The following is a 19,366-nucleotide window of genomic DNA, read 5'->3' on the forward strand; positions in this document are numbered from 1 at the left end:
GCGAGGCGGGGCTTTTCGGTTCCTGGTACCGGTGATAGGACTCGAACCTACACGACATCGCTGCCAGCGGATTTTGAGTCCGCCGCGTCTACCATTCCGCCACACCGGCATGGAAGGCGGTGCATTATGCCGTCTTCAGTGGACCGGGTCGAGCCCCAATTGGTTTTCCTTGCGCAGGTAGCCGTGCTCGCCGTGTTCGCCGGGCAGCGGCTGGAAGGTTGCGCAATGGGTCATGTTGCCCGAATAGATGTGCAGGCTGACCGCGATGCTGTCGTCGCTGGGGTTGCGGATGGTGTGGTACTCGTGCGGCGGGATCAGGCTGCCGGCGGAGCCGGGGCCGGCCTGGATCGAGCCGACCGGCTGGAAGCGGCAACGGCCGTCTTCGTCTTCGAGCCGCTCGTATTGCACCACGTCCAGGGTGCCTCGCCACACGCCTTCGACGCACCACATGCCGCAATGGTCATGGATCGGTGTGCCCTGGCCGGGGCCCCAGGTCATCGCGACCACGCAATAGCCGTGTTCTTCGCTGATATACAGCTCGCGGCGCGCGTAACGGCCTTCGGCAGTCTCGAGCACGCAGTCGGGCAGCTTCACCTCCTGATTGCGGATCAGCTTGCACAGGCTGTTGCGCAGGCTGTCGGTAATGGCAGGGGTCGAACCCTTGACCACCGCCGCGTCGATGGCGTCGATCAGCGTGTGGCAACCGGGAAATTCCGTGGTCAGCATGGCGTTCTCGTGGTGAAGCGGGATGCGGCTATCTTATCGCAGCGCGACGGGCGACTACAGGCGCGCCAGGAAACCGCCGATGGCACGGCTGTAGCTCTCGATGTCGACCAGGAAGGCATCGTGGCCCTGCGGCGAATCCAGCGCCACGAACTCCACCGCGGCGCCCGCAGCCTGCAGGCCTTCGGCGATCTGTTCCTGCTGTTCCAGCGGAAAAAGGATGTCGGTGCTGACGCCGATCACCAGCGCCTGTTCGATACGGATCCGCTTGAGGCCTTCCAGCACGCTGCCGTGGCCGTATTCGGCGATGTCGAACCAGTCGCTGGCGCGTGACAGATAGAGGTAGCTGTTCGGGTCGAAAGTGCGCACGAAACGGCGTGCATGGCCTTCGAGGTAGGACTCGACCTGGAATTCCAGGCCGAACGGATCGTCGTCGCGCTGTTCAGGGTCGAGCCGGATGCGGGCGAAGCGACCGTTCCACTCCATCGCCGAGCGGTAGGTGATCACGCCGAGCTTGCGCGCGATGCTCATGCCGATGTCGGGGTAGCGCGGGCTTTGGGACGCATCGCCCTGGTCAGCAATGTCGCCCGCAGCACTCATCCCTCCATGGATGTCGTAATTGCCGTCGTTCCATTGGGGGTCGAGGCGGATCGCTTCGCGCTGCAGCGAGCGGATCGCGATGGCGAAGGGCTGTGCCTGCGGTGCCGTATCCACGCTGATGTGCGCACGCACGCTGCCTGGGTGCAGCAGCATGTAGGCCAGCGCGCTCATCCCGCCCATCGAACAGCCGATCAGGCAGGCCAGGCGGTCGATGCCGAGGCTGGCGACCACGGCGTGCGCGGCGTGCGCGACGTCTTCCAGCGCCAGCTCGGGAAAGTCCAGCCGGTATGGCTTGCCGCTGGCCGGATCGATCGAGGCGGGGCAGGTGGAACCCTTGTCGCTGCCCAGCGAGTTCACGCAGATCACGAACCAGCGATCGGTGTCGATGGCCTTGCCCGCACCCTGCATGCCTTCCCACCAGCCAGGCGACGGGTCCTCGGGACAGGAGGCGACGTGCGCACTCGGCGACAGGCCGGTGAGGATCAGTACGGCGTTGTCGCGCGCTTCGTTCAGCGAGCCCCAGGTTTCGTAGGCGACGCGCGCGCCGTGCAATGCGCCGCCGCGTTTCATCGGGAACGGCGAAGGAAGGTTGAAGTAACGGCGCGCGTCGTTGCTCATGCGGGAGTCTTCATGCGGAATGGATCACCCGTGGATTTTGTCGATGACGATGCTGACGGGTTTCTTGCTGTCCACCGGCACCACGCCGGCATTGCCTTCAAGGTCGCCGGATGCGGCGATGGCCTGGCCGCTGCGACTGATGCGGGCACCGACGAAAACGCGCTTGGCCGATGAGAGTTTCATCTGCGGCATCATGCCCATGGCGTCGGTGAGCACCACGGTGGTCGGCAGCGCGCCCGCCTTCATCCGGGCCACGGCCAGCGGCATCGGCGGTCCTTTCTCGGCACGCGCGTAGACAAACAAGGTGTCGCCCGCGGCGAGCCGGCTTTTCAGTGCCGGGGCCAGCGATACGTTCACCGTGATGGCTGGTCCTTGGGGCGCGGCAGCCGCGGTGGATCCGGCTTGCGCCGGCTTGCTGCCACCCGCCTGCTTGTCGGCCAGGGCGATCTGTTCGGCCACGGCCTGGGCTACCTTCGAACCGGGTTCAAGCTGCGGTTGCAGCAGACGCCAGGTGGAGGCGGCATCGGCGAATTCGCCGGCCTGGAACTGGCTGATGCCGAGCAGCCACAGGCCGCGCTGGTTGTCCGGTTCCAGCTTGACCGCGCGCTCCAGCAGGTCGCGGGCATGGCCCTGGATGCGGTGGTCGGCCCGCAGCATGGCATCGGTTTCGGCCCAACCGACCATGGCCGCGGTGTCGTTGGGCGAAATCTTCAATACCCGCGCGTAGGCCTCGCGTGCCTCGTCCGGCTGCTGCATGGCGGTGGCGGTTTGCGCCAGCAACATCCAGCCCTGGGCATCCTCGGGATGTGCCGCCAGATGCGCCCGCAGTTTGCCGATGGCCTGGTCGATGTTCATCGTGGCCTGGTCTTGCGAGGCCACGCCGTCGAGTGCTGCCGGCGTGCCGATGTACAGGTACAGGCCGGCGGCGGTCAGCGGCAGTGCGAAAGCGATCGACAGCGCCAGCGCGAACACGCGACGGGAGTGACCTTGTCGACGACCGTGCCGCAGCAGCGGCAGCAACAGCAGGGCCAGCGCCACGATGATCATCACCGCGGCAGCCAAGTAGAAAGCGAGCTTCACCAGTCGTCCCCAATATTGTCCGGCCCAGTATGGTCAGGCCCGATATCCGCGCGCCCGTCGTCGGCCGCGCCGGCGGATTCCATTGCGGCGCGTGCATTGGCACGGCTGCGTTTGCGTACGTTGACCGCCACCACCGCGGCACCGGCAAGCAGGATCAGCAACGGCCCGAACCACAACAGCCATGTGCTGGGTTGCACCGGCGGGTCGTACAGCACGAAGTCGGAGTAGCGGTCGACCAGGTATTGCTTGATCTGCACGTCGGTCTTGCCTTGTTGCATCAGGCGAAACACTTCGTGGCGCATGTCGCGCGCCAGGCTGGCGTTGGAGTCGGCCAGGGTTTCGTTCTGGCAGACCATGCAACGCAACTGCGCGGTTAGGTGCTGGAAGCGCAGCTCCTGCGCGTGATCCTTGAACGGCAGCGGATCGATCGCCTGTGCCGTGGCACTGGCGGCGAACGCCAGCACCAGCACGATCAACAGCGCGCGCAGGAGCGCACCCTGTGCGCGATGGGTCTTGCGTGAACGTGCGGCAAAAGGGGTTCGTGCACAGGGTGCGCTCCTGCGCAGGGTGACGCGCCATGGAAACAGGTTCATGGCGCCTCCTTTTTCAGCGCCGCGATGGCCGGTTCCAGTTGCTGCTTGATGACTTCCGGCGTGAGCGGTCCGATCCGCTTGTAACGGATGATGCCCCTGGCGTCGATCAGGTAGGTTTCCGGTGCACCGTAGACGCCGAAATTCAGCGCAGTGCGGCCGCTGCGATCGGCGATCACCATGCTGTAGGGATTGCCGTGCCGGGCCAGCCACGCCTTGGCGTCGTCGGGCGCATCCTTGTAGTTGTAGCCGATCAGCGGCACGCCGAGCTGGTTGGCCTCGGCCATCAGCACCGGATGTTCCTCGCCGCAGACGTAGCACCAACTGGCGAACACGTTGACGAGATAGGGCTTGCCCAGCAGCGAGGCCTTGCTGACGGTCTTGGCCGGGTCGTCCAGTTCCGGCAGCACGAAATCCGGCGCGGGCTTGTTGATCAGCGGCGACGGCACCGTGCGCGGATCGTGGCCGGTATTCCACCAGATGCCGAAGCCGAGCAGGGCGGCCAGCAGCACGAAGCCGAGGAAAGGGACCAGACGACTCATGCCTGCGCCTCGCCAGCCAAGCGGGTGTTCGGCGACGGTGCGGTTGTCACGGCAGTTTCCGTGGCCGTGCGCTTGACCCGGAAGCGGCGATCGCAGGCCGCCACGAAACCGCCCAGCATCATCAGCAGACCGCCGCCCCAGATCCAGCGCACGAACGGCTTGTAGTACACGCGCAGCGCCCAGGCGCCGTGCAGGTTGCCCGCGTCCATCGGCTCGCCCAGCGCCACGTACAGGTCGCGGGTGATGCCGGCGTCCACCGCCGATTCGGTCTGCACCTGGTCGTGCGGGTAGGTGCGCTTTTGCGGGTGCATCACGCTGAGCAGCTTGCCGTCGTGGGTGACTGTCACCGAGGCCTGCTCGGCATGCCAGTTCGGACCGGTGGTCTGCTTGATGCCGTCGAAGCGGAACTGGTAGCTGCCGATGGTCTGCACGTCGCCCGGCGCCATGCGCACGTCACGCGACACGCTGAGCGATTCGGACAGCAGCACGCCAATCAGGAACACGGCCACGCCGAAGTGGGCGAACAGCATGCCGGCCATTTCGGCGGGATAACGCCGGCCGTGCGGCATCTCGCGCCAGCGCTTGATGACGTACAGCAGCACGCCGGCGCCGACCCAGACGGCGGCAGCCACGCCGACGATGGCCTTCAGGCTGCCGTCGACGAAGAAGGCCGCAACGATGGCGCACGCCACGGCCGCGATGGCGCAGCGGATCAGCATGCCTTTCAGCAGGCCGCCATCGCCCTTGCCCCAGCGCAGATAAGGGCCCATCGGCAACAGCAGCACCACGGGCGTCATCAGCAGCGGGAACAGCAGGCCGAAGTAGGGTGGTCCGACCGAGATCTTGCCCAGGTGCAGCGCATCGCCGATCAGCGGGAACAACGTACCCAGCAACACCATGGCGGCGGCCACGGCGAACATCAGGTTGCCGATCAGCAAGGCGGTTTCGCGCGAGAACACGGCGAACGGCTTGCCGCCCATCACCTTGGGCGCGCGCAAGGCATACAACAGCAGCGAACCGCCGACCACGATGGCCAGGAAGACCAGTATGTAAACGCCGCGGCGCGGGTCGGAGGCGAAAGCGTGCACCGAGGTCAGCACGCCCGAGCGCACCAGGAAGGTGCCCAGCAGCGATAGCGAAAAGGCGAAGATCGAAAGCAGGATGGTCCACGCGCGCAACGAGCCGCGCTTTTCGGTGATCGCCTGCGCATGGATCAGCGCCGCGCCCACCAGCCACGGCATGAAGCTGGCGTTTTCCACCGGGTCCCAGAACCACCAGCCGCCCCAGCCCAGTTCGGCGTAGGCCCACCAACTGCCGGCGACGATGCCGCAGGTGAGGAAGCCCCATGCCGCGTTGGTCCACGGGCGCGCTTGGCGCACCCAGGCCTGCTCCATCGAACCGCCCAGCAGCGCCGCAATGGAGAACGCGAAGGCCACCGAAAACCCCACGTAACCCATGTACAGCATCGGCGGGTGGAAGGTCATGCCCGGATCCTGCAGCACCGGGTTGAGGTCGGCGCCATTCATCGGCATCGGCAGCAGGCGGCCGAAGGGATCAGAAGTGAAAATGGTGAACGACAGGAAGCCGACCGAGATCAGCCCGAGTACGCCGAGCACGCGCGCGGCGAAAGCTTCGGGCAGGTTGCGGCTGAAGATCGCCAGCGCGATGGTCCACACGTTGAGGATCAGGATCCACAGCAGCAGCGAGCCCTCGTGCGCGCCCCATACCGCGGCGATGCGGTAGTACCACGGCAGCTCCAGGTTGGAGTTGTCGGCCACGTAACGCACCGAGAAATCGAAGTGCAGGAAGGCCCACACCAGGATCAGGAAGGCCAGCGCCACGAACACCGCCTGTCCGGCGGCAGCGGGGCGCGCGGTGGCCATCAGCGCGCGGTTGCCGCGCCATGCACCAACCAGCGGCAGCACGGCCTGCGCCATTGCCAGCAGCATGGCCAGGATGAGGGCGAGTTGGCCGAGTTCGGGTGTCATGGTGTTTTCTCCGGCATGGCGGATTCGTCGATGTGCTTGCCCGCATGGGCTTGCGCCATCGCGTCCTTCAGCTCCTTCGGCATGTAGGTCTCGTCATGCTTGGCGAGTACCTGGGTGGCCACGAAGTGGTTGCCGTCCATGTGGCCGGTAGTGATGACCGATTGATTTGCGCGAAACAGGTCGGGGAGGATGCCGGTGTACACCACGGGCATTGCGCCGGAGGCATCGACCACGGTGAACTGCACTTTCAGCGAGTCGTCGCTGCGCTTGATCGAGCCGGCCTTGACCATGCCGCCGAGGCGGAACGTGCTGTAGGCGTGGGCCTTGCCTGCTTCCACCTGGCTGGGGGTGAACAGGTAATTCATGTTCCGCTGCAACGCGAAGACCGTCAGCCCCACCGCCACGGCGGCAGCAGCGATGACCAGCAGGACAATGATGAGTCGGCGTTTGCGCGTGGGGTTCATGTCGATGTCGCAGAAAAGATTGCGCTAGGGCGCGGGTGGAAAAGGTGCGGCGCCATCCTTGCCGCGTTCGCGGGCACTTTGACGGGCCATGCGGCCGCGAAGTTCACGCAGGATGCGGCGGCGGCGGAAGGCGGGCGCCAGCCAGTCGGCGAGCAGCACCAGCAGGAACACCGCATAGGACGGCCATACGTAGGCCGCGTAGCCGCCCATCGCGAGAAAGCTTTCGAACGAACCGCTCATCGGGATTTCTCCGCGGCAGCGATCTTGCGCACCCAGTCCTTGCCGCCTTCCAGCGCCAGCAGGTCGGTGCGCACGCGGCCGCACAGGCTGGCCACGTAATAGGCCTTGGTCGCCACCATCATGGTCAGCAGCGGCCACAACATGTCCGTCGCGATGTGCGACTTGCCGAACAGGTTCACCGTGCTGCCCTGGTGCAGCGTGTTCCACCATTGCACCGAGAAGTGCACGATCGGCACGTTGATGATGCCGATGATGGCCAAGAACGCGGCGGCGCGCGCGCCTTGGCGGCGGTCTTCGAACGAGTGGTACAGCCCGATCACGCCCAGGTACAAAAACAGCAGCACCAGCTCCGAGGTGAGCCGCGCATCCCAGGTCCACCAGGTGCCCCACATGCGCTCGCCCCACAGCGAGCCGGTGACCAGGGTGATGAAGGTGAAGGCCGCGCCGATCGGCGCCGATTCCATCGCCACCACCTCGGCCAGCTTGATCCGCCAGACCAGCGCGATGAAGGCGGACACGCCCATCACCGCGTAGATGAACAGGCTCATCCACGCACTCGGCACGTGGATGAAGATGATGCGGTAATCATCGCCTTGCTGGTAATCCGGTGGCGCCAGCACCAGAGCGCCGTACAGCGCGATCACGCCGAGGATCAGCGCCAACGCGATGGCCCACGGCCGCACCTTGCCGGCGAACGCGTAGAACGTCGGCGGTGAGCTCAACTTGTGCAACCAGAGGGGAATCCACTTGGCCATCTTATGAATCCAGCGCAATGCGTAAGGCGGCGGCGCAGGCCAGCGGCGCCAGCACCACGGCCAGCGCCAGTGCGGCGCCCAGCCAGGCGATGGGGGCAATCCACGGCAAACCCTGTTGGGCCGCCGCCAAGGCGCCGGCTGCAAAGATCACCACCGGGACGCACAAGGGCAACAGCATCAAGGCAAGCAGCATACCAGAGCGTCGCGAGCCGGCCGTCAGCGCCACCAGCACGGCGCCGAGCAGACTGATCAGTGGCGTGGCCAGCAACAGCGCTAGCAGCAGAACCGGCATCACCGCCACGGGCAGGTGCAGCAGGCTGGCCAGCAGCGGTGCGATCACGATCAGCGGCAGCGCGGTGGTCAGCCAGTGGGCGAGGATCTTCATGCCCAGCATCGGCGCCAGCGGTTGCGGCGAGAGCATCAGTTGTTCCAGCGAACCGTCCTCGATGTCGCTGCGGAACATCGCATCCAGTGCCAGCAGCATGGCCAGCAGCACGGTCACCAGTACCGCGCCGCCGGCGATCCGTTGTAACAAGGCCAGGTCCGGCCCCAGCGCGAACGGGAACAGCGTGCTGACGATCAGTGCGTACAGCACAGGCAAGGCGATGTCGCCGCGCTGGCGCCAGGCCAGAGTGAGGTCGCGTCGCAGCAGCGCGGCGCAGGCGGGCGCAAGCGGTGCGTGGTTCATGCGTGCATCCGGATACGCTGTGGTTCGCCGCCGTGGAAGCCCACCGCACCATGGCTGGTCACCAGCGCCGCGCCGCCGCGGGCAATGTGTTCGGCGAGCAGGCGGTTGACCAGCTCGATGCCGGTGCGGTCGAGGTTGGCGTAGGGCTCGTCCAGCAGCCACAGCGTCGCCGGAATCAACAACAGTCGCGCCAGTGCCGCACGTTTTTTCTGGCCGGCGGAGAGACGGCGCACGGGTTCATCGCCGTAGCCTGCCAGTCCAACCTGGGCGAGCACGGCATCGATGTCGGTGTGCTCGCGATGGCCGTGCAGGCCGATGGCCACGCGCAGGTTCTCGCGCGGCGTCAATTCCGATTTCAGACCAAGCTGGTGGCCGAGGAACACGATGTCGCCCACGCAGCGGTCGCGATGCAGCGGCTCGCCACGCCACAGCAACTCGCCTTCCTCGGCGTGCAGCAAACCGGTGAGGATGCGCATCAGCGTGGTCTTGCCGCTGCCGTTGTCGCCCTCGATCAGGGTGAGTTCGCCGGCGTCGAGACGGAAATCCAGCGGACCGAATACCGGCTCGTCCTGGCGATGGAAGCACAGGGCGCGGGCTTCGAGCAGTGGCGTGGCTGGAATGGCGGCGGTCATTACCGCCATTGTCCGCAATGCCTGCTGACCTTGTCCATGCGGCGCGCTGCCGCTGGGTTCAACGCAGTTGTCGCAGTCGGGCCGGCTGGGCGCCTTCGCCGTGGACATAGGCATTTTGTTCGTATCGATGGGCCAGGATATCCATGTCGCCCAAGCCCGGGCCGATCACGAAAAAGCTGGGTTCGTGCCAGCCGTCGGTGCCGACCCCGCAGCCCGGACGCACGACGACTGTGGCCGCGAGCGCATGCAGGGCTTCGAGCAAGGTGCGTTGCGAGCGGCGATTGATCGATCGGGCGACGGGTTGCGAACCGGGGTTCCAGGCCGTGATGAATGCCCAGTGTTGCCGGCCGACGTGCGGAGCCAGCGCGTCGGGCAGCGCTTCATCGATGCGAATCGTGGCCCAGCCGCCACCGGTCAGCCGAACCCGATAGGTGCTGGCGCGATACGCCGCCAGCAGCGCGTCATCCATGCGCCAGCGGCGGCAGTGCGGACTTGAACAGCGCTTCGGCGGCGGCGAGGTCGACGGTCTTCGCGTCGCAGCTCTCGCCGAGCAGCCGGCGCAACAAGGCATCTTGTGCGCGGCCGCGTTCCAGTGCGTAGGCGTAGGGCAGGTGGGTGAACGTGACAAGTCGATAGCGCGCCATGTAGTGGCTGGGGATGCGTTCGGCCAGTGCGGCACCCAGTTCGCGTTTGGCGAGGTAGTGCGGGTCGGCCACCGAGTCGCGCATCTCCACGTAGTTTTCCAGCGCCATCTGCGCAATCGCGTCGGCATCGGGTTGGCGGATGCGCTGGAATTCGGCGAAGGCATCGGCGGTGTCGCGACCGGACTCGGCCAGCAGATCTGCCAACGCCACGGTGTCCTCGAAGCCGCAGTTCATGCCCTGGCCGTGGAACGGCACGATGGCGTGGGCGGCGTCGCCGATCAGCAGCGCGCGACCGTCCAGGTGCCAGCGATCCAGGTAAAGCGTGGAAAGCGTGCCGACCGGATGACTGTCGTAGTCCTCGGCGAAGTTCGGGATCAGCGGCAGCAGGTCGGGAAAATCCTCGCGGAAAAATGCGGCGGCATGCGCCGCGTCGGGCAGGCTGGCGAAGCTGGGGTGCGCGCCCTTCGCGGGCAGGAACAGCGTGACGGTGAAGCTGCCCTCGGTATTCGGCAGTGCGATGCACATGTAGCCGCCGCGCGGCCAGATATGCAGCGCGTTCGGCTCCAGCGCGAAGCGGGCGCGGCCATCGCCTTGCGCGGGTGGAATTTCCAGTTCCTTGTAGCCGTGGCCGAGTGCTTCCACACGCAGGCCCAGTGGCGTGTGTGCGTCCATCGCCGCGCGCAGGGCCGAGCCGGCCCCGTCGGCGCCGATCAGCACGCCGGCCTCGACTTCGCGGTGGATACCGTGGTCATCGATTACCCGGATACGTCGTGCGTCGAAGTCCGCACTCGCCAGCGACTGGCCGAAGTGCAGTTGCACGCCAGCGGCCTCGGCGGCGTCCAGCAGCAACACGTTCAACCCGCCTCGCGCGACCGACCAGATCACCTCGCTGTCGTCCACGCCGTAGCGTTGCAGCCCGGAGGCGCCCTCGCGCGGATGCACCATGCGGCCACGCATCATCACCGCGTGTTCAAGCACCTCGTCGGCCAGGTCAGCCTGGCGCAACGCATGCAGCCCGCGTTCGGCCAGGGCAAGGTTGATCGAGCGTCCACCGGCGAAGCCAGCCCGGCGCGGGTCCGTGCGTTTCTCGAACAGGTCGACCCGGTAGCCACGGCGTGCGAGCAGGGTGCCGAGCAGTGCGCCGACCAGGCCGCCGCCGATGAGGGTGATGGAGGGCTTCGTCATGCCGCGTTCCGTCGAGGGGATCGCGCCACTGTTCCGCAAGTCGTACGCGACCGCAATCCCTACGCCCTCGGCGAGCTCGTCTTTCCGAGGCAGGAGCGCGCCCTGTGTGCGAATGCTCTCGCGCCGGATCGAAGCCAAGAGCATTCGCGCACAGGGTGCGCTCCTACAGGAGATTCTTGTGTTCAGAAACTCATGAAGTAGCCGCCGTTCACCGGCAGGTTGGCGCCGGTGATGTAGCCAGCCTCGTCGGCGGCCAGGAACACCACCGCGCGGGCGATGTCGGCGGGTGAGCCGAGGCGCCCCACCGGGATGCCGGCAATGATTTGTGCGCGGATGTCTTCCGGTACCGCCGCGACCATCGGCGTGTCGCAATAGCCGGGCGAGACGGTGTTGACGGTGATGCCCTTGCGTGCGGTTTCGCGAGCCAGCGCCATGCCGAAGCCGTGCACGCCGGCCTTGGCGGCGGAGTAGTTGGTCTGCCCGAACTGCCCGGTCTGGCCATTCACCGAACTGATGTTGACGATGCGCCCGAAGCTGCGCGTGCTCATGCCTTCGACCACGTGGCGGCACATGTTGAACACGCCGTCCAGGTTCACCCGCAACAGTTCGTGCCATTGCTGCGGCGTCATCTTGCGCAGACTGGCGTCGCGGGTGATGCCGGCGGCGTTGACCAGAATGTCGATGTCGCCGTGCTTGGCCTCGATGCGCTCTATGGCGGTCTGGCTGGCATCGAAGTCGGCCACGTCGCCCGGTTCGAAAGTGACGCTGTCGCCGAGATCGGCCAGTTCGCGCTGGAAGGTTTCGATACGTTCCGTGCGCGCGGCCAGGTCTAGCGCCACCACGCGGCGGCCGGCCCGAGCCAGGTGACGGCAAATTTCAGTGCCAAGCCCGCCAAGGCCGCCCGTGACGACGGCCAGACGGGCTTCGGATGCGGAAGAACTCATGATCTCGACTCGCGCTCATGGCGCACAGCAGCACGTATCGTGCTGCAGCGCGGGGATGGCGGGAAAGGCCCGTCAGCCGGATTTCTTGCCGCCGCGTCCGGCAGGCCCGGTGGTGGCGGACTGCACCTGCGTGGCAGCGTCGATCAGGCCGCGCTGCATCGACTTCCACGCATCCATGTTGCGCTCGGTCAGGTCGTTGAGCATCGACCACGGGGTCTGGCCCATCAGGCTGTTGAGCTGGGTCCGGAATTGCTGTTGCTGGTCGAGGAAGACCTGCAGGCTGCGCTCCAGATACGGCCCCATGAAGCCCTGCAGCGAGTCGCCGTAGAAACGGATGATATGCCGCAGCAATTGTGGCGACAGCATCGGCTGCCCCTTCTCCTCGTGTTCGGAGATGATCTGCAGCAGCACGGCGCGGGTCAGGTCGTCGCCGCTCTTGGCGTCGCGCACTTCGAAATTTTCGCCGTCCAGGACCAATTGACGGACTTCTTCCAGCGTGATGTAGCTGGAGATCTCCGTGTCGTACAGCCGGCGGTTCGGGTACTTTTTGATGATGCGGGTTGCTTGTGCCATGGCGGCAACCTAGCAGAACTTATTGCGCCGCACCAGTCGCCAGTGGCCAATCCATGCTGCACTGCATGGTGCAGCATGGGCGGCGTCAGTGACCCATGGCGCCACCGCTGCCGAACGGTGGGCGAGCAAACCACAACACCGGAATCAGCAGCAGGAACAGCACGGCGCAGGCCAGGAAGACGTCGTTCACCGCCAGCGTGAGCGATTCGCGCGTGACCAGATTGTCGATCAGGCCGAGGCTTTGCGTGTGCGACAAACCGCTGTGCGACAGCCGCTCGATGAAGTGCGTGGCTGCCGGCTGGCCGGGGCTGACATATTCGGTGAGCGTGGCATGGTGCATTTCGCTGCGGTGCTGCCACAGCGTCACCGTGATGGCGGTGGACATGCTCGAACCGATCGTGCGGCAGAAGTTGGACAGGCCCGAGGCGCTGGCAATTTCGGTGGCGGGCAGACCAGCCAGGTAGATCTGGTTCAGCGGAATGAAGAAGCAGGGGATTGCCAGACCCATCACGAAGCGCGGCAGCGCCAGCGTGCCGAACGAGGCGGAGCTGTCGAAGCGCGAAAACCAGTACGAGGTGATCGCGAAGATCACGAACGCGAAGGTCACCACCCAGCGCAGTTCCAGCTTGTGCATGTTCTTGCCGAGGATCGGCGACATCAGGAACGCCAGCACGCCCACCGGTGCGGTGGCCAGACCGGCCCAGGTGGCGGTGTAGCCAAGGTCCACCTGCAACCACAGCGGGAACACCACGTTGATGCCGAAGAACGCGAACATGCCCAGCGACAACGCGACCACGCCGACCGTGAAGTTGCGCTGCTTGAACAGCGACAGGTCCACCACCGGGTGCTTGGCGTGGATCTCCCACACCACCAGGAAGGTCAGGCTGACCAGCGCGATAATGCCCAGGGTCAGGATCAGCGGCGAGGCGAACCAGTCGTGGTCGTTGCCGTTGTCCAGCATGAATTGCAGGCAGCCCACGCCGGCCACCAGCAGCACCAGGCCGATCATGTCGATCGGTGCCTTGACGGTCTTCGTCTCGCGCTTGTGCAGCAAAGTCCAGGTGATGATGGCCGCCAGCAATCCCACCGGCAGGTTGATGAAGAAGATCCACGGCCACGAAAAGTTGTCGGTGAGCCAGCCGCCCAGGATCGGACCGAAGATCGGTGCCACCACCACGGTCATCGCCCACAAGGCCAGCGCGATGCCCTGTTTTTCCTTTGAATAGCTGGACAGCAGCAGGGTCAGCGACAGTGCCACCATCGGGCCGGAACCGGCGCCCTGCAGCAGGCGGCACATCACCAGCATCGGCATGCTGGTGGCCATGCCGCACAGCATGGAAAACACCACGAACAACAACACCGAGACGGTGAACGTTCGTACTTCACCGAAGCGCCGTGCCAGCCAGCCGGTCAGCGGTTGCATGATCGCGCTGGCCAGCGCGTAGGAGCTGATCGTCCAGGTGCCTTCGTTGGGGCTTACGCCCAGGCTGCCGGAAATGTGTGGCACGGCCACGTTGACGATGGTCATGTCCAGCACTTCCATGAACGTGCTGAACGCGACGGCGATGGTGAGCAGCACCAGCGGCATGCCCTGCAACGGCTTGGGCGCGGCGGTGGTCTCGGCGGGGAGGTCGGCCATGGGGATGTCGGGGGATCCGGGCGGTCAGTGCGACGCGGAACCGAGGTTGGCGCGAATGATCTTGTCGGCTTCCGCGTCGGCCTGGCTGGCGATCTGGTCGTAGACGCTGGTCGAGGCGGCCGGCAGCGCTTCGCCCGGGGCCAGCACGGGACCGTTGTCGTTCTTGATGTCGACGACGGCATCGGCGGAAAGGCCCACGCGCAACGGATGCTTGTCCAGCTCCTTGTCGTCCAGCGAGATGCGTACCGGTACGCGCTGCACCACCTTGATCCAGTTGCCGGTGGCGTTCTGCGCGGGCAGCAGCGAGAACACGCTGCCGGTGCCGGCCCCCATGCCGACCACCTTGCCGTGATAGGTCACGTCATCGCCGTACAGGTCGGTGGTGATCTTCACCGGCTGGCCGATACGGATGTGGCGCAACTGGTTTTCCTTGAAGTTGGCGTCCACCCATAAATGATGCAGCGGCACCACGGTCATCAATTGCTGGCCCGGCGCCACGCTGCTGCCGAGTTGCACGCTGCGCTGTGCCACGTAGCCGGAGACCGGCGCCACGATGGTGTTGCGCTCGGAGGCGACCCAGGCGGCGCGGAAATTGGCGCGGGCCTGTTCCACCGCCGGGTTCTGGGCGATATCGGTGCCGGCAATCGCCGCGTGCGCCGCCTTGGCCTGGGCTTCGGCAGTGGCCAGTGCAGCCTGCGCCTGCGCCACGCCATCGCGCAGGTGCTGCACGATCTCGGGCGATTCGGCATGGGCGGCCAGCAACGGCAGATGGCGCTTGAGATCGGATTGCGCCTGTGCCAGTTGCACCTTGCGCGCGGCGACGCCGGCGTCGGCGCCCCCGGCCGAATCGGTCTGCTGGCGCACCTGGCGCACGGCCATGGCCAGCGCACTGCGTGCCTGGCGCAGGCGCACGTCGGCATCGGTGCTGTCCAGTTTCACCAGCACCTGGCCGGCTTTCACATGTTCGGTGTCGTCGGCAAGAATCGCCACGACGGTGCCGGGAACCTGTGACGAAATGGTCACCTGGTTGCCGCCGACGTAAGCATTGTCCGTGGTCTCGCGGGTGGAGAACACGAACAGCCACAGCAGGAACCAGACCAGCCCGATGAGGATGAAGATGCCGGCGACGATCAGCAGGACACGCCGGCGCTTGGCCGGGTCCTTGGCGGCCATGCCGCTGTCGTTGCTTTCGGGCGACGCGGTGGTTTCGTTCGCGCTCATGGGGTGTGGGCTCCGGAGGGGGATGTCGTCGGTGCGGACGTGGAATCGGCGGGCGCCGGCATGTGATAGCCGCCGCCGAGCGCCTTGATCAGGGCCAGATCGGTGGTCAGTGCCTGCGCGTGAAGATTGATCGCGGTGTCTTTCTGCTGCAGCCATTGCGCGGTGGCGGCGAGGCTGGCGCGGGCATCGCGCACGCCCTGGCGCACGCGGGCCTGTGCGCTGTCGACGAGCTGCTGTTCGGCCTGTACCTGGCGTGCCTGCTGCTTGCGACGGGCGGCGATCTGCTCGGCGCCCAGTGCCTGGGTGGCGACGTCACGCGCCGCATCGGTCACCACGGCGTTGTATTGGGCCACGGCGGCATCGAGTTGGGCGCGGCTGACGCCGTAGGCCGCCTTCAGCCGGCCGCCTTCGAAGATCGGCAGGTGGATGGCAGGAGCCAGGCTGAACACGCGACTGCTCGGGCTGAAGACATTCATCAGATCGCCGCTGCTGCCACCGCCAAACATCGCCGGGGCGCCCTGGTTGGTGCTGGACAGGCCGGCCATTGCGCTGATGCTGATGTCGGGGAAGAACTGCGCGCGAGCCTGGTCGGTCTGTCGCAGTGCGGCTTCCACCTGCCAGCGACTGGCAGCGATGTCCGGGCGGCGGGCAATCAGGTCGAGGCGAGCATTGGCCGGCAGTGCGCCATTGATGGCGGGCAGGGCGCGCGGCTGCAAGTCGGGCAGGTCGGCTGGCGCCACGCCGAGCAGCGCGGCGAGCGCCACCTTGCGGATTTGCGCCGAGCTGTCGATGGCGACTTGCATCTGCTGCGCGGCGGCCAGGTTGGATGCCGACTGCTGGACGGTATCCGGCTCGTCCACGCCTTGCTTCACGCGCAGGCGGGCAATCTGCAGAAGTTGTTGCTGGGTGGCGACGGCCTTGCGCGCAAGCTCAAGTCGCGCCTGGTCGGCCAGCCAGCCGAAGTAGGTATCGGCGACAGCGTTCTCGATGGTCAGCGCGGCGGCGCTGCGCTGGGCCTCGGCGGCGTGCGCCTGGTCCAGCGCGGCATCGATGGCGGCGCGCTTCTTGCCCCACCAGTCGAAGTCGTACTGCAACTGCACGCCGAGGTCGGCCTGGTTGTACCAGGTGAAGCCGAGGAACTGCGGCGGGATCATGCCGTGTTCGCTCAATCGCTGGCGCGTGACCTGGGCGCTGCCGTTGATGCTGAGGCCGGCCTGGGCCGCGGCCAGGCGCACCGACTGTTCCGCCGTCTGCACGCGGGAATGCGCTTCGGCCAGGCTGGGCGATTGTTTCAGCGCCAGCGCCATCAGCGTGTCGAGCTGCGGGTCGTGGTAGGCACGCCACCAGTCGGCCGCCGGCCAGCCGGCGCGGGTAGGCACCTGCAGGCCGGCCAGCGGCACGTCGTCGCGCAATGCGGGGTGCTTTATTTTCGCTGGCGCGAGGGCGCAACCGGCAACGGCAATCGCCAGCGCGGCCGACAAGACGAGTCGCGCGGGCCGGGATGGGGAATGATTCATGGCGCGGGGTCCGCGTGCAGTTGATCGAGGTTGTGGGCGAGCTTGCGCAGCAGGTGACTGAAGTTGCGCTTGTCGGTGGTGCTGAAGCCATCGAACATCGTGTCGAGGCGGGGGAACAGCGGCGGCAGCACTTTCTGCACGAAGCGCCGGCCCGCCGCGGTGATGCGGATGGCCACGCGCCGGCGGTCCTCGGCACTGGCGCCACGGACGATCAGGCCGCGCTTGGAGAGCGCGTTGCCGATGCGGGTCATGTTGGTGGCCCCCTGGCTGGCGAATTCGCAAAGCTCGCCGGGTGTCGAGCTGCCATCCGGGCGGCTGTACAGGATCATCAGGGTGAGGAATTCGCTGTGGTTGAGCTTGTGCGGCTTGAGCTGGAACTCGAGATCCTCTTCCAGGCCAGTGCCGACCATGAGCAGCAGGCGACAAAGCTTGGCCTCGTCGCGAGGCAGTTGGGGGATGACCTGGTTCACCCGGTCGATTCCCTCGTCCATCATTTCGATGCAGTTGCCCAGTCCAATCATTTCAGCGCGACCACTTCACTGGATTATATTTCACTGATGAAGTGAAAAATTTAGCAGTCGATGCAGAGGGGTGCAAGTGCCGTGACGACACGGTGCGGCGCGAACCGGACAATCCGGATTACGTGTCTGCGCGTGCGTCCAGTCCGAACAGGCGGCGGGTATTGGCGAGGGTGGCCGCTGCGATCGCGTCTTCCGCTTCGTCGCGAAGTCGTGCAATGCAGCGCAGGGTTTCGGTGATGAAGGCAGGCTCGTTGCGCTGGCCACGGTGTCCGGCGCCGGGTTGATCCGGCGCATCACTTTCCAGCAACAGGTGTTCGATCGGCATGTTCGCCACGATGCGCTGCAGGCGCTGCGCGCGCGCATGGGTTACCGGTCCGCCAATACCCAGATGCATGCCGAGTTGCCATAGCTGGCGTGCCTGCTGCTCGCTGCCGGAAAAGCTGTGCACCACGCCGCGACGGATATCGAAGCGCCTCAGCGTGTGGATGACTTCGTCCAGCGCGCGGCGGGCGTGCACGATGACCGGCAGGTCGTGTTCGCGCGCCAGCTCGAGCTGACGATGGAAATACTGTCGCTGGGTCTCGGCATCGAGGCCTTCGGCATGGAAGTCCAGCCCGATTTCGCCCACGGCTACCGGGCGTTCACGGACCAGCCATTGCTTGAGTGTGTCGAGGTGGCAGGGTTGGTGGCGAGCCAGGAACATCGGGTGCAGGCCATACGCAACGTACACACCCGGTTCGGCATGATGCAGCGCGAGGAGCTTGGTCCAGCTGGCTGCATCGACCCCGGGGATGATCAAGGTGTTCAGGCCGGCGCGGCGGGCGCGTGCGAGTACGTCGCCACGATCGTCGTCAAAGCGCGGGTCATCGAGGTGTACGTGGCTGTCGGCAAGGATGGGCATGGAGTTTTCGTGAAGTGGATTCTTCCTTGTGCCATGGCTTGTGGCTAATCTGCGCGGGGCATGGGGGAGTTGTGAAGGATGTGTGACGAATTTGATCAAGTTCGGATTCAGTCTGCACGGGTTATCAATGTAATCAGGTGGAGCATGGCGTGACGGAAGACGTCAGACGTGACCATCAATTCAACATGGGAGATTCGCGATGAACAGGTTGGTAGTCAATGCGCTTTACATGGGGATCGCGGCCACGTTCGCGGTGAGCCTGGCGGCCTGCAACCGCGATGCCAGCGCCGATGCAGGTGCGGCGGGCACGCCGGCGGCCCAACAGGCTGCCGCGAACAGTGGTCCGCAGTACGCCAAGGTGGTCAGCGTGACGCCGGTACGCAAGACCGTGAACAATCCGCATCAGGTCTGCAAGGATGTGGTGGTCAACCACACGGCGCCACCGAAGGATCAGCATCGCATTGCCGGTACCGCGATCGGCGCCGTGGCCGGTGGCCTGCTTGGCCACATGGTGGGCGGTGGCAAGGGCAAGACGCTGGCGACAGTGGCCGGTGCCGTGGGTGGTGGCTACGCGGGCAACCGCATTGAAGCAGCCCATCAGCATGGCACGGTGACGTCGACCACCGAGCGCGAGTGCAATACGGTCAACAGCTCGTCCACCAAGATCGTCGGCTACGACGTCACGTACCAGTACAACGGTGTAACGCGTTCGACGCGGATGGATCACGATCCGGGTGATCGCGTGGAAGTGCAGCAGGGTGTAGTGGCCGTATCCGACGCACGCTGATTTCTTTTCAAAAGGAGACGAGCATGAGTATCCGTATCGGCAAGCCGATTCTTGTTGTCGCGCTGACTGCCAGCCTGGGGTTGGCCGGCTGTGCAACACAGCAACCCTATGGCGTTCGCAATGGCGGTTACGTCCAGCAAGGGCAGGGTTATGGCGGACGGGGTGCTCGTTGCCAGCAGTGTGGCGTGGTGCAGGACGTGCAGCAGGTCTACGTGCAGAAAAGCAGCAACGGCACCCTGGGTGCCGTGATCGGTGCAGTCGCCGGCGGCTTGCTGGGCAATACGGTCGGCAAGGGTGACGGTCGCAAGGCTGCGACCGTTGCCGGTGCCGTGGCGGGCGGTGTCGTGGGCGACCAGGTCGGCAAGCGCTCGGGCGGTTCCGAGACGGCGTGGCAGGTTTCGGTGCGGCTGGACAATGGCCAGTATGTCACCGTGACCCAGCGCAATGATCCCGGTGTTCGTCGCGGCGACTATGTCGAGGTCAGCGGAAACCAGGTTTACGCACGCTGATCCTT

The 19,366-nt window shown here is 65.8% G+C and carries 22 protein-coding genes and 1 tRNA gene; 2 read left to right on the plus strand and 21 right to left on the minus strand.

The genetic code is table 11. The features are described from left to right. Window positions 1-23: 23 nt before the first annotated feature. The 21 genes from BMY90_RS01030 to BMY90_RS01130 all read right to left on the minus strand — a co-directional run bounded on the left by BMY90_RS01030 (window position 24) and on the right by BMY90_RS01130 (window position 18,065). Window positions 24-109: transfer RNA gene (locus BMY90_RS01030), tRNA-Leu, on the minus strand. A gap of 26 nt (window positions 110-135) precedes the next feature. Next, window positions 136-726: a cysteine dioxygenase family protein gene (locus BMY90_RS01035; RefSeq protein WP_008207969.1), complete on the minus strand. Its 591-nt coding sequence runs from the start codon at window positions 724-726 to the stop codon at window positions 136-138. Between the two features lie 54 nt (window positions 727-780). Next, window positions 781-1,941, minus strand: a complete 1,161-nt coding sequence (gene metX, locus BMY90_RS01040; RefSeq protein WP_092700565.1) for a homoserine O-acetyltransferase MetX — start codon at window positions 1,939-1,941, stop codon at window positions 781-783. Window positions 1,942-1,965: 24 nt separating this feature from the next. Continuing rightward, window positions 1,966-3,021: a tetratricopeptide repeat protein gene (locus BMY90_RS01045; protein WP_092700568.1), complete on the minus strand. Its 1,056-nt coding sequence runs from the start codon at window positions 3,019-3,021 to the stop codon at window positions 1,966-1,968. Next, window positions 3,018-3,500: a cytochrome c-type biogenesis protein gene (locus tag BMY90_RS01050; RefSeq protein WP_092701058.1), complete on the minus strand. Its 483-nt coding sequence runs from the start codon at window positions 3,498-3,500 to the stop codon at window positions 3,018-3,020. Before BMY90_RS01050 ends, BMY90_RS01045 begins: the two co-directional genes overlap by 4 nt. 110 nt (window positions 3,501-3,610) lie before the next feature. Further along, window positions 3,611-4,153, minus strand: a complete 543-nt coding sequence (locus tag BMY90_RS01055; protein ID WP_008207974.1) for a DsbE family thiol:disulfide interchange protein — start codon at window positions 4,151-4,153, stop codon at window positions 3,611-3,613. Next, window positions 4,150-6,141 (minus strand): heme lyase CcmF/NrfE family subunit, encoded by a 1,992-nt coding sequence (locus BMY90_RS01060; RefSeq protein ID WP_092700571.1) that lies wholly within the window; start codon window positions 6,139-6,141, stop codon window positions 4,150-4,152. The genes BMY90_RS01055 and BMY90_RS01060 overlap by 4 nt, the downstream gene beginning before the upstream one ends. Then, window positions 6,138-6,605: a cytochrome c maturation protein CcmE gene (gene ccmE / locus BMY90_RS01065; protein WP_008207978.1), complete on the minus strand. Its 468-nt coding sequence runs from the start codon at window positions 6,603-6,605 to the stop codon at window positions 6,138-6,140. The genes BMY90_RS01060 and ccmE overlap by 4 nt, the downstream gene beginning before the upstream one ends. 24 nt (window positions 6,606-6,629) lie before the next feature. After that, on the minus strand, window positions 6,630-6,845 hold the full coding sequence (ccmD, locus tag BMY90_RS01070) for a heme exporter protein CcmD (RefSeq protein WP_092700574.1): 216 nt from the start codon (window positions 6,843-6,845) through the stop codon (window positions 6,630-6,632). After that, a complete protein-coding gene (locus tag BMY90_RS01075; protein WP_092700577.1) occupies window positions 6,842-7,600 on the minus strand; it encodes a heme ABC transporter permease in 759 nt (252 codons plus the stop codon). Before BMY90_RS01075 ends, ccmD begins: the two co-directional genes overlap by 4 nt. A gap of 1 nt (window position 7,601) precedes the next feature. Further along, on the minus strand, window positions 7,602-8,288 hold the full coding sequence (gene ccmB / locus BMY90_RS01080; RefSeq protein ID WP_092700580.1) for a heme exporter protein CcmB: 687 nt from the start codon (window positions 8,286-8,288) through the stop codon (window positions 7,602-7,604). After that, a complete protein-coding gene (gene ccmA / locus BMY90_RS01085) occupies window positions 8,285-8,920 on the minus strand; it encodes a cytochrome c biogenesis heme-transporting ATPase CcmA (RefSeq protein WP_092700583.1) in 636 nt (211 codons plus the stop codon). The genes ccmB and ccmA overlap by 4 nt, the downstream gene beginning before the upstream one ends. Window positions 8,921-8,978: 58 nt before the next feature. Beyond that, window positions 8,979-9,389, minus strand: a complete 411-nt coding sequence (locus BMY90_RS01090; protein WP_092700586.1) for a DUF3293 domain-containing protein — start codon at window positions 9,387-9,389, stop codon at window positions 8,979-8,981. Continuing rightward, complete coding sequence (locus BMY90_RS01095; RefSeq protein WP_092700589.1) at window positions 9,382-10,749, minus strand: FAD-dependent oxidoreductase; 1,368 nt, start codon at window positions 10,747-10,749, stop codon at window positions 9,382-9,384. The genes BMY90_RS01090 and BMY90_RS01095 overlap by 8 nt, the downstream gene beginning before the upstream one ends. A gap of 182 nt (window positions 10,750-10,931) precedes the next feature. Continuing rightward, the gene (gene phbB, locus BMY90_RS01100; RefSeq protein WP_092700591.1) at window positions 10,932-11,693 is read right to left on the minus strand and encodes an acetoacetyl-CoA reductase; all 762 of its coding nucleotides are present in this window, start codon (window positions 11,691-11,693) and stop codon (window positions 10,932-10,934) included. 72 nt (window positions 11,694-11,765) lie between these two features. Continuing rightward, window positions 11,766-12,266, minus strand: coding sequence for a polyhydroxyalkanoate synthesis repressor PhaR (gene phaR / locus BMY90_RS01105; RefSeq protein ID WP_008213897.1), 501 nt, complete (start codon window positions 12,264-12,266; stop codon window positions 11,766-11,768). 85 nt (window positions 12,267-12,351) lie between these two features. Continuing rightward, window positions 12,352-13,905 carry a DHA2 family efflux MFS transporter permease subunit gene (locus BMY90_RS01110; RefSeq protein WP_092700594.1) on the minus strand — a complete coding sequence of 518 codons (1,554 nt, stop codon included), beginning with the start codon at window positions 13,903-13,905 and terminating at the stop codon, window positions 12,352-12,354. 24 nt (window positions 13,906-13,929) lie between these two features. After that, a complete protein-coding gene (locus BMY90_RS01115) occupies window positions 13,930-15,126 on the minus strand; it encodes an HlyD/EmrA/EmrK family protein (protein ID WP_092700597.1) in 1,197 nt (398 codons plus the stop codon). Beyond that, a complete protein-coding gene (locus BMY90_RS01120; RefSeq protein WP_092700600.1) occupies window positions 15,123-16,643 on the minus strand; it encodes an efflux transporter outer membrane subunit in 1,521 nt (506 codons plus the stop codon). The genes BMY90_RS01115 and BMY90_RS01120 overlap by 4 nt, the downstream gene beginning before the upstream one ends. After that, the gene (locus BMY90_RS01125) at window positions 16,640-17,134 is read right to left on the minus strand and encodes a MarR family winged helix-turn-helix transcriptional regulator (protein ID WP_237711886.1); all 495 of its coding nucleotides are present in this window, start codon (window positions 17,132-17,134) and stop codon (window positions 16,640-16,642) included. The genes BMY90_RS01120 and BMY90_RS01125 overlap by 4 nt, the downstream gene beginning before the upstream one ends. Before the next feature lie 148 nt (window positions 17,135-17,282). After that, complete coding sequence (locus tag BMY90_RS01130; RefSeq protein ID WP_092700603.1) at window positions 17,283-18,065, minus strand: TatD family hydrolase; 783 nt, start codon at window positions 18,063-18,065, stop codon at window positions 17,283-17,285. Window positions 18,066-18,264: 199 nt separating this feature from the next. On the opposite strand from BMY90_RS01130, the gene BMY90_RS01135 reads away from it, so the two are divergent. Together BMY90_RS01135 and BMY90_RS01140 are read left to right on the plus strand one after the other, a co-directional pair. Next, on the plus strand, window positions 18,265-18,852 hold the full coding sequence (locus BMY90_RS01135) for a glycine zipper 2TM domain-containing protein (RefSeq protein ID WP_092700606.1): 588 nt from the start codon (window positions 18,265-18,267) through the stop codon (window positions 18,850-18,852). A 23-nt stretch (window positions 18,853-18,875) separates the two neighbouring features. Then, a complete protein-coding gene (locus BMY90_RS01140; protein ID WP_092700609.1) occupies window positions 18,876-19,361 on the plus strand; it encodes a glycine zipper 2TM domain-containing protein in 486 nt (161 codons plus the stop codon). Window positions 19,362-19,366: the final 5 nt, after the last annotated feature.

Source organism: Rhodanobacter glycinis (assembly GCF_900114325.1).
GTDB lineage: Bacteria > Pseudomonadota > Gammaproteobacteria > Xanthomonadales > Rhodanobacteraceae > Rhodanobacter_A > Rhodanobacter_A glycinis.